At 58.0% G+C, this 9,360-nt stretch carries 11 protein-coding genes, 1 tRNA gene and 1 pseudogene; 5 read left to right on the forward strand and 8 right to left on the reverse strand.

The window, feature by feature from the left end:
- The first annotated feature begins 6 nt into the window (after nucleotides 1-6).
- Complete coding sequence (gene istB / locus VMU57_RS02895) at nucleotides 7-798, forward strand: IS21-like element helper ATPase IstB (protein WP_325380620.1); 792 nt, start codon at nucleotides 7-9, stop codon at nucleotides 796-798.
- Nucleotides 799-1,048: 250 nt separating this feature from the next.
- Complete coding sequence (locus VMU57_RS02900; protein WP_325380603.1) at nucleotides 1,049-1,510, forward strand: hypothetical protein; 462 nt, start codon at nucleotides 1,049-1,051, stop codon at nucleotides 1,508-1,510.
- A gap of 277 nt (nucleotides 1,511-1,787) precedes the next feature.
- Here VMU57_RS02900 and VMU57_RS22940 read toward each other — a convergent pair whose 3' ends face one another.
- On the reverse strand, nucleotides 1,788-2,003 hold the full coding sequence (locus tag VMU57_RS22940) for a helix-turn-helix domain-containing protein (RefSeq protein ID WP_414648601.1): 216 nt from the start codon (nucleotides 2,001-2,003) through the stop codon (nucleotides 1,788-1,790).
- Between the two features lie 84 nt (nucleotides 2,004-2,087).
- On the opposite strand from VMU57_RS22940, the gene VMU57_RS02905 reads away from it, so the two are divergent.
- Both VMU57_RS02905 and VMU57_RS02910 read left to right on the forward strand, forming a co-directional pair.
- Nucleotides 2,088-2,363, forward strand: coding sequence for a hypothetical protein (locus VMU57_RS02905; RefSeq protein WP_325380605.1), 276 nt, complete (start codon nucleotides 2,088-2,090; stop codon nucleotides 2,361-2,363).
- Nucleotides 2,364-2,422: 59 nt separating this feature from the next.
- Nucleotides 2,423-3,001: a hypothetical protein gene (locus VMU57_RS02910; RefSeq protein ID WP_325380607.1), complete on the forward strand. Its 579-nt coding sequence runs from the start codon at nucleotides 2,423-2,425 to the stop codon at nucleotides 2,999-3,001.
- Between the two features lie 51 nt (nucleotides 3,002-3,052).
- Here VMU57_RS02910 and VMU57_RS02915 read toward each other — a convergent pair whose 3' ends face one another.
- From VMU57_RS02915 to VMU57_RS02940, 6 genes are all read right to left on the reverse strand, one after another.
- Nucleotides 3,053-3,532 (reverse strand): hypothetical protein, encoded by a 480-nt coding sequence (locus VMU57_RS02915; protein ID WP_325380609.1) that lies wholly within the window; start codon nucleotides 3,530-3,532, stop codon nucleotides 3,053-3,055.
- A gap of 100 nt (nucleotides 3,533-3,632) precedes the next feature.
- Nucleotides 3,633-4,250 (reverse strand): hypothetical protein, encoded by a 618-nt coding sequence (locus tag VMU57_RS02920; RefSeq protein WP_325380611.1) that lies wholly within the window; start codon nucleotides 4,248-4,250, stop codon nucleotides 3,633-3,635.
- Nucleotides 4,250-4,654, reverse strand: coding sequence for a hypothetical protein (locus tag VMU57_RS02925; RefSeq protein WP_325380613.1), 405 nt, complete (start codon nucleotides 4,652-4,654; stop codon nucleotides 4,250-4,252). Before VMU57_RS02925 ends, VMU57_RS02920 begins: the two co-directional genes overlap by 1 nt.
- Entirely contained in the window at nucleotides 4,651-6,792 is a 2,142-nt protein-coding gene (locus VMU57_RS02930; protein WP_325380614.1) for a DUF3631 domain-containing protein, read from the reverse strand. The genes VMU57_RS02925 and VMU57_RS02930 overlap by 4 nt, the downstream gene beginning before the upstream one ends.
- Nucleotides 6,793-6,796: 4 nt before the next feature.
- Entirely contained in the window at nucleotides 6,797-6,994 is a 198-nt protein-coding gene (locus VMU57_RS02935) for a hypothetical protein (RefSeq protein WP_325380616.1), read from the reverse strand.
- 155 nt (nucleotides 6,995-7,149) lie between these two features.
- Nucleotides 7,150-7,800 carry a hypothetical protein gene (locus VMU57_RS02940; RefSeq protein WP_325380618.1) on the reverse strand — a complete coding sequence of 217 codons (651 nt, stop codon included), beginning with the start codon at nucleotides 7,798-7,800 and terminating at the stop codon, nucleotides 7,150-7,152.
- A gap of 518 nt (nucleotides 7,801-8,318) precedes the next feature.
- On the opposite strand from VMU57_RS02940, the pseudogene VMU57_RS02945 reads away from it, so the two are divergent.
- Nucleotides 8,319-9,131: pseudogene (locus tag VMU57_RS02945) on the forward strand (tyrosine-type recombinase/integrase); the annotation flags it as partial.
- A gap of 149 nt (nucleotides 9,132-9,280) precedes the next feature.
- Here the strand turns inward: VMU57_RS02945 and VMU57_RS02950 are convergent.
- Nucleotides 9,281-9,357, reverse strand: a tRNA-Val gene (locus VMU57_RS02950).
- Nucleotides 9,358-9,360: the final 3 nt, after the last annotated feature.

The following is a 9,360-nucleotide window of genomic DNA, read 5'->3' on the forward strand; positions in this document are numbered from 1 at the left end:
GAACTCATGAGCGGCACGGCGAACACGGCAACGGCAGACACGCCACAGGTGCTGCTGGAACATCACCTGAAGATGCTGCGGCTGCCCACTTTTCTACGCGAGTACGACAAGGTGGCGCGGCAGTGCTCGGACGAGAGTGTGGATTACCCGCGTTACCTGCTGCGCATGACGGAGCTGGAGCTGTTGGACCGCGAGCGGAGAGCTACCGAGCGCCGCATCCAGCAGGCCCGCTTCCCAGTGGTCAAGAGCTTGGACACTTTCGAGTTCCTGAGCATCCCGTCCGTAAACAAGGCCCTGGTGCTGGAACTGGCACGGTGCGAATTTCTCCAGCGGCGCGAGAACGTGCTGTTGCTGGGTAATTCCGGCACGGGCAAGACGCATCTGGCACTGGCGCTCGGTCTCGCTGCATGTCAAAAGGGCCATCGCGTGCGCTTCACGACCGCTGCTGCCCTGGTGCACGAACTGATGGAGGCGCGGGACGAGAAGCGGCTACTGCGCTTCCAGAAACAGATGGCCAGCTACGAACTATTGCTCGTCGATGAGTTGGGATTCGTGCCGCTATCGAAGACTGGCGCGGAGTTGCTGTTCGAGGTGTTCAGCCTGCGCTACGAGCGCGGCTCGACGCTGGTGACCAGCAACCTGCCCTTTCAGGAATGGACCGAAGTGCTGGGGTCGGAGCGGCTGACCGGCGCGCTACTGGACCGGCTCACCCACCACGTGCATATCCTGGAGATGAACGGCGAGAGCTACCGCCTCAAGCAGAGCAAGCACAAACGCAACCCTCAACCCAGCCGCTAAATCACCACCACATCTCTCGCGGAGGGTGGCGTCTTCCGCTCCGGCCTACACGCGGTCCGCAAACCGGACCGCAGGCCTCCGCTCCAGACGCCACCCTCCCTGCCAATCCCCATCTCCAGCACACTCATCTGGTCTAGTTTTCCTCCGCCCCAGTGGTCTAATTTCACTCCGCCCTTGACACCGAAAACTGTTCCCAAGATATAGGCCAGTCCCGTTTGCGTTAAACATGTACTGCCATTGGGCACTGCACGTGGATCTCGACATTCCAAAGACGACGCGCGAGTTCCTAGAACAGGTGGACGCATTCGTGGCCAGCGTGCTCGCAGGAAGTACCGACATAGCTGCTGAAAACCGCGCCATCAATCACTTTGTCCTACTGGATACTTTCAAGGGACAGTTCCGGGAATTTTTGAACGCTTTCGGTTTACCCTCCGTTCTCTGTGACGAAGAGGCGCGATGGCACGAATTTGTGGAGCACTATTCTGGTGTGATCGAGGACGGGTCACTAGCTTGCAATGGGGTGAATCTCAATCTGGTTGACAAGGTCGTCTTTAGTAAAGGGCAGCGCAGACGGGCCGAAACTTACGTGCCGTTTGATTTGGTGTGGGAGATATTCCTCTTGGACAAACGGAGGATCATAGTTGAAGGAAACGCGTCACCTTTGCCGAACGGAGAGCCAATGAGAGGTTGGACCGTTCGCTTGGTGAGTTGAAGGGCACAAACAGCAGGTTCTGCCTCGATGCAAGGGCAGTAGTCGATTCAACGGGTTACGACTGGCGAAAACTCGTGCGGGTATTTGCCCCGCCAAAGAAAAAGACCGGCTGTGAGCGGGCCCCGAAAAGGCGCGCAGCCCGGCCCGGTTTCGGCACTGCCAAGATGATCTCCGAACACTGCTTGTGAATTGCCCACGGCACCTACCCGGTAGTCGCTGTGTGGGCGTTGCGAGTCATGCTGAGGGTTTGAGGAAGCGCGCAGAGCCTTGCAGATTTCTAAAGGCGCGACATGAGTTTTGAGATGCTCGTGCCGAATGCGGTGGCAAGCAGTTCCAGGTTTCGGATACAGATTTCCTTTCGGCCGTTCTCCAAATCAGAAATGAAGCTCCGGTCCATCCCCACGTATTCGGCCATGTAAACCTGCGTCCATTGTTTGTGCTTGCGGAGAGCCCGTAGGCGTTTCCCGAACCGGACGCAGATGTCGCTGGACACGCACGCAATTATGGCTGTAGGCTATCGCCGAAAAATCGGCTATAGCCGACATGAAGCAAAACTGCGAGCCCGTACGAAAGTCACATGGGAATCGACCTCGGTGCTGAATTGGCGCTTAAATACCTTTTGGTTGCCGGTTGGATTTACTTCGCGCACATCTTGGGAAGTCAGTTTCGCCACGAGTGGCCGGGGCTGAGGGGCTGGGTGGTAGTTCTCGCAGTGAGTCTTCTGGTTGCTTTCACGGGTGGAGGCGTCTTGGCCACGTATGAACCGACTCTGGAGAAGCAAAGAGCTATTGTGATTGCAGCATTTCTGATCAGTTTTATTCCTGCCGGTCTTGACCATCGACCGCGCGCCTAGCTGGTACCTATGCATGGGCCGAGAAGGAGGCCGCCAATGAGGGACCACAGCCAGAGTCCTTGGTACGCCCAGGCGAAAGAGCACTGGGCGAATTACCGCCCGAAGATGTTCAGCGCCATGCAGAGGAGCGGCCGGCTGAATCTACACCTGAACAACGCGGTGGAGCAGACGCAGAACGAGTACGCGAGGGCGATCGGGAACGGCATGGAACCGGACGAGGCCTGGGAAGCGGTGAGGGAGAATCACCTGTTCCTTCCGAGCGAGGAGGACATGCCGAGCCTCGGAGTGGACCCAAATCCGCAGCCAGATCCAAGCTCTCTGGCTTCGACTACGCCATTACGGCCAAGGACGAGATCGGAGCAGGGGGTCCGCGGGTCAAGTACGCCCGCAACGTCGAGGCCATTAAGACCGTTCGCGCCATCGAGGCCGAAGGCCGTTCCGCCACTCCCGAAGAACAAGCCCAATTAGGCAAGTACACGGGAGGCGACTGGACCGGTGCCCTCGTGCCAGCACATCGGGCCACTCCGAGTGCAACTCTAACTGTTAAGATTCACGAGGGAGGGTGGGCATACCTCCCCCGTGCCAACAGCTTGACCGAACGGGCGAACGGTCAAGTGCGGCGCCACACGGACTGCTGAACGTGGCGCAAATTCGCTCGATGGTCTGGGTGCCAAGAGTCGCCAAGGTCGTCACGATATTCCGTATAGTTTCAGTACAGCGCGCAACCCTAGAAACTCTTTGCGCGTGTCCTTGCTATCCAGTGCCGCGGCTAGTGCGTCGGGGTTCCTGAGCAAATTGTCCACGCGGCGGTCGTGCTCTTGTGATTTCCGATAGGTCAAGCTGTGACAATTGCGGCAGCCAAAGTACTGTGCACCCGGCGGCAGATGTAGTTTCCGCACCCTCCGTCCGCAAGCCACTCCATTCACCGTCAACGGGCACACAAACCACCAACGCCGCCCTCCAAAGTTCGGCCGCGTCTTCGCCAATGGAATGGCCTGCCGGAAGCTGGTCTTGCTTCCATCCGGCCACACCCTTTCAACGAGATGCAACACAAGATCGTCGGGCGGCACGACCTCAACCCAGTAGACCAGAGCTAGAACCTGTTCCCCAAAGCTGTTGGTCCACGTGAGTTTCCAGGCATCTCCAGCGTATCCGTGTCGGGCGAACACGCCCCGTCGTGAAAGTCTGGCCGCGTCCAGAGACCGACACTCTTCCACGGTAGTCCTTTTCGAACTCCTCTCGCCGCTCCCGAATCCACCCATGCTCCTCCTATGATTTTCCTAAAAGGTTTGACGTTATATCGCTACTGGACTGTGCACTTTGCGCTCGCCGGCGCTGTGTGGCTTCCCGCGCAACGCGAATGACAACCCTTCGATTCACGTGCAGAACGCGGGCAATCGCGCTCTTGCTCCAGCCTCGTCCGAGCAATTCTCGAATGTGCATTTCGACCTCTTCCGAGGCTTGATGGTTACCATGCCGCACGTAGGGGTAAGACTCTTGTTCTTGCGTGACAAGGACGGCAGTGGTTTGCACACGAGCATGTCCGTGGCCCTGAGTGTGAGCATTCTTCGGCATCCTGCACGATTGCGGGCCCTCCGAATCGCCAATCTCTACTGTGGGATCCAGCCCAACCGGACCGTCAAGACGCACAGGCGCGCTCGGCTTGGGGATTTGCAGGCCACATCTTTCAATGTTCGTCCGAATCGCCAGCGCTTCCTCCTGGCCGTCGATGTTGGCGAGTTCATCCGCGAGGATCTCGAGTGCTTGCTGCATTTCCCTGGGACTAAGGAGCTTGTACTTGTGATACCGGATGATTCCAGCGGCGATGAGATCGGCGCGCACGAAGGCTTTTTCCTGCCCCTCCTTTTGGGTCGTCGTTCTAAACATTAGAAGTCGTCCTTGCTGGCCGGCTCTACCTCGGTCGGCAGGAAAATGGCGCATTTGCTGCGTTCGGTATCAAGCACGACGGTCACACGCTCGGCGAACGCTTGTAGCAGCGTCCCCGGCCCCTGTGGCGTCCGCACCTTGTAACCGATGAACGGAAAAAGCTTGGCGTGCGGCTGACAAAAACGGCGCTCGGAGCCGAGAGACTCCGGGGGCCACCCGCTCCTAAGATGGACACCTCCCCTTCGAGCCGCTTCTCTCATGATTTCGGTCTTGTGGTCGGAGATATCCTTGAGGAGTTCCGGGTCGAGCGCGCGCCGTGGCGCGAGACGGAGATTCTCGCCGTCTAGTCGGACGACGATACCTCGCCGCTCAATCTCTGACAGAATCTGGGCAATGGCGCTCATAGCACCACCTCGTCCTCTCCAGCCCCTGCAGAGACAAGCGAAAGTGCAACAACGCCACAAGGCCTAGTCTTGTTGAGTTCTTCGCGGTTTTGCCCCCCGTCATCCTGACCAATGTTGCGCTTTGAAACATTACGGGAACCTGCCTCTAATCCTTGTTCCTCCGTCACGTTAGCGTCATTTTGTTGCGTTGTTGCACTTTGGGGATCTTGGCACGGGGGTGCGGATACCCTCAGATGGCGCTCGAAGGCATCGGCGAAGTCCTCCAACGTGTAGCCCTTGGGCGTTTTGTCGGCAATGCGAATCGTGTCCGGCGTGATTCCATAGGGCCGGAGCAGCCGGGCCAGCTTCGCAGCGGATATTGGCTTTCCCGTTCTTCCCCATTCGCCCCATGGCGAAGTTTCGATTTCCGCCAAGGCGGTGGCCAAGTCAGAGGATGAAATCCGGTCCACGTCTCGAACCTCGAAAATCTCCTTTATGTCGGCTAGGAGTTGCTCGCCGATGGATTGATTGCCAACTTGCGCCTGGGCGCAGAGGTCCACTATCGTCAGCCTTGCGATCTTGGGCCACTTCCCCCCTGCTGCGTCTGCGATTGCAAGCAGCGGCTCCGCAACATCCTGTTGCCGGTCGCTTAGGGCGTCCGGCAATTCGGGACGAGCGCTGCGAAGGATCTCGGAGATCAGCACAGTCCATGCGCCCATCTGTTCCCGCAGGCTTGCAGCCTCGGCTTGCGCGTCGCGCCGGCGGAATCGCTCGATAGCCTCACCGCGTTTCGCACGCTTCAAACGAATTGGAATGGCACGAGAGGCCACCGTATCTGGCAATCCGCCGATTCCAGCGATGGCCTTCGCGCAAAACGTAGAAAAATCCTTGTAGCTGATAGTCGTGCCCTGACCTACGCAAAGCGATGCTGCGCCCCCGCGCCGGTAGCCGGAGTTGAGCACTCCGCGCAGAGCTTCTGCATACTCTTTCTCAGCACCGAACGCTGTATCGCTCTCGTCTAACAACAGCGTGGGGCGTTCGGTGTCGATCTTTCTGACCAAAACCGCTGCCGAGACGCGCGCTGTCAGCCAAGGGTTTGCGACGAGCAGTTCGAGCACTTCGAGCAGGCGCGACTTGCCCGACTCCTTTTCCGCAGACGTAATCGCAAGATAGGGCGTGCAATCCACCCCGTCCATCGCGTGGGTGTGCACCGCCCAAAGCGCCACCACGTGTGCCTGTGATTCCGTCAGCGAAACAAATTTGCGGATGAACGCGAGGATCTTGTCGAGAACTTCCGTGCCCGTGGAGGGCTTCCATTCGGGCGTGTCCTCAAACAGGGCATGCAGAACGTCGCGTGACACGCCCTTTGCTATCGCTTCAGCCAAATCCTTCGCGCCGGGCAGTTCGAGAACCTTCACGGAGAGAGCTTTCCCAAATAGCATTGCCGCGACTTTCTGCGCGTGTTCGCGGCCTGGATCGTCCGCATCAGAAACAATCACCACGTCTTTGCCGCGCAGCGCGTCAGCATGATCGTGACGAAAAGTTCCAGTCCCCCCGCTGGTTGTGGTGGGCAACCCCAAGGCCGCGCCAGCATCGGCATCCTTTTCGCCTTCCGTTAGCACAACGAATGGAACAACTTTGATTTCAGGGAGCCTGTAGAGCGGTGGCTTCATGGAACCTGACCCTGAACCCAGCCCATCAACCCAGGCGCCGACCTCCCATCTTTGCCACGCGAATGTCTTCTTCTTTCCATCTGGCCCAGGCTCGATTCGAAGTTTGCGGGCGGCAGGTTTTCCGTCAGCGTCGCGGTACTCGTAAGTTGCGACAACATGCCCGCGCTCCCCTGAAGATTTTGCACTCGCAGTCTTAGCAGGCCTCTTCCCTTTTAACAGCCCCCGCTCTGTGAGCCACGCAGTAACGCCAGGCTTATCGCCTGCATCAAGGCCCGCGAGGAACGCCGCCAGACCCCAGGCCGTGCCGCTCGCGTCGCAGGGCCCACAGAGAAACACGTTCTTTTGGGGGTTGATGGAAAGACTCTCGTGCTTGTCCTCGTGCCTTGGACAGCGCCAGAGTAATTCAGTGCCCGCACGCTTCGTCGGCCCACCCAGTGCCGCGCGGGCGACCTGCTCGCACGTGAAGTTCTTGACCGTGGCGGTCATTAGGTCACCGCCCCTGGCTCGTGCGGGGAGCCAAACCTTCCTGCGAGAGCCGCTCGATCTCCAGTGCAGGAATTAACAATCGTTTCCCAAATCGAATCGTTTTGACACGGCCAGCCTTCGCCGCTCGCAATAACGTGTCGTAGCTAATGTTGAAGCTCGCCGCCACCTGCTTCAGCGGCTCGGCCCGCCTATTTGCTTCCATTGTTTCTCCTTGGCGCGCATACGCGCTCAATTACTTATGCAGGCAGTTGTACGCCAACAAGGGATGGGGTGGTGGGAGGATCCCCGGACAATTTGGGACGAGGTTCTTCCCTTTTTAGCCCTAGGGCCTGACGCGAGACTGGGGGTACGGAGGGCTCAGGAGGCCATCATCCGAGCCATTTTGCGATAGCGGGCATGCTTGGCCTTCCGCTTTACTTGTGTTTCCCACAAATGTCGCAGGTTTGAGGCTTCTTCGCACGGATCGATGCTGGCCGCCGCATAGGCCGCATTCAGGAGGTCGGCAACCCAATTGTAGTGAGGTTCGCCCGTGTCGCGCACGACGTTCGCAATCAGCTTTCGTCTCGAAATCAATCGCAGGTCCCACTCTCGAGGATTTTGGCGCATGCTCGCTCGTACCTCACGCGTCAAGCTCTCCAGAACGTCAGCGTATTTCCGCAGCTCCGCAATTGTCGTGTTCCAACTGAGACCGGGCACGGATTTCTCCAGAGCAGCGTTGTAAAACGGATTATCACGAATTCTTTCAAGAATGGTAGCCGTCGAGCGTAGTTCCTGGGGAATTCGAGACAGAGATTTCCGGGAAAATCCCTTGAGGTCTGGAATCCGCATCACTGGGATCATGCGGGTTAGCACAACGAAGCCCACTGAAATCTCCAAACTCGTCGGGTCACTCCCCGCAGCGCTCAATTTTTCAATGGCTGCTTTCCCAAGTGGTTGCTTCTCTACTTCGGAAAGGCTTGGAGTACGTAAAGGCAGCTGCGCGGAGGTCGTCTGCTTCTGGCCGGGCATTATCTCTCTCTTATCCAATATCAATGTGTCGTGACTTAGACGGGACAACGCTAACCCGCATGCAAGGCTAGCGCAACCCTCCCTTGAAAAAATAACCTAAATAGTTTAGGATATTTGTATGACGCAGGACGACGTTAGAAAATTCACGAGCTGGCTGGGGAAGCGGAGCTACGACGTGCGTGTAAAACGCCTAGGAATCGAGCGCATACGTGAAATCGCCCGTGCAAATGGCAAAAAGGGTGGCCGACCCAGAAGGAAGGAACGGAAGGATGTCACTCTGGAAGCGCGATAAATGGTATTGGGCTGACTTTAGCGTGAACGGGGTCCGATACCGGCTGCCGTTGAAGGACACAAAGGGCAGGAGAATTCTTGCTGCCGACGAGTATACCGAGATGGCCGCACGCGCCGAAGAGCGAGAGATTCAAAAGGCCGAGCGCGGCGACATTGCTCCACAACAGCGCAGCGCCGGCCGATTGCCATTCACCAAGGCTGCCGACGAATATCTAGCCAGTCGAAAAATGGAGCTCGCAGCGTCCAGCCTCACAAAAGAGAACGAGCTAACCGTCGCGCTCAAGGAATATTTCGGAATCCGCCGGCTATTGACTATCAAAGCGAAGGATGTTTTGGTTTACCGTGAGTGGCGCAGCAAAGCCGGTGTCGGGCCAGCCTACATCAACATGGAGGTTGGGTGCCTCCGCCGCATTCTCAAGAAAGCCGGGTTGTGGCACTTGATCGGCGATAGCATCAAGCCCCTGCGGGAGCCGCAAACGATTGGCCGCGCATTGGCGCATGAGGAGCAGATTCGCCTGCTGCGTGTCGCCGCTCAGAAACCCGAATGGGAGACTGCGTACTGCGCAGCCGTACTTGCCGTCAACACAACTGCTCGAAAGTGCGAGCTCTGCGCCTTGCACTGGCGGAACGTTGATTTCATTAATCGGACGCTGGAAATTCCGCGGAGTAAGACTGACGCCGGTGTTCGGATGGTCCCGCTCAATGGGGAATCTTTCGAGGCGCTTTGGAAACTCCGGCGTCGGGCTGAAAGCTTTGGGTAGGTTGAGCAATCGCATTTTGTCTTCGGCGCCCTGCGCCCAAAGTTCCAGTTTCATGGCCGAAATCGCCTCGAAAGGATCGATTGGGAGTTTGATCCTACGCGGCCGGTTGGAAGCTGGCGGACGGCTTGGCGGACACTAGTTAAAAAGGCGGGGCTGAAGGGGCTTCGATTTCACGATCTGCGCCATACTGCGATTTCAGCGCTGGGCGAGGCCGGTGTTCCTGATCGCGTGATCATGGACATCGCCGGACACGTTAGCGCCCGAATGCTCCGACGCTACTCGCACATCCAGCTGGAGGCAAAGCGAACGGCGATCCAAGCTCTGTCCAATCGCCCGCAAACGAAGACTTCGGACGGGGCCAATGTCACAAAACACGTCACAAAACAGACCCTGGTAGAGTTGAAACCAGCGGAAGTTGTTGAAAAGAATGGTAGGCCCGTGCGGGCTCGAACCGCAGACCTCCACCGTGTCAAGGTGGCGCTCTAGCCAACTGAGCTACGGGCCTACT

The sequence above is a fragment of the Edaphobacter sp. genome, assembly GCF_035532915.1.
Lineage (GTDB): Bacteria > Acidobacteriota > Terriglobia > Terriglobales > Acidobacteriaceae > Edaphobacter.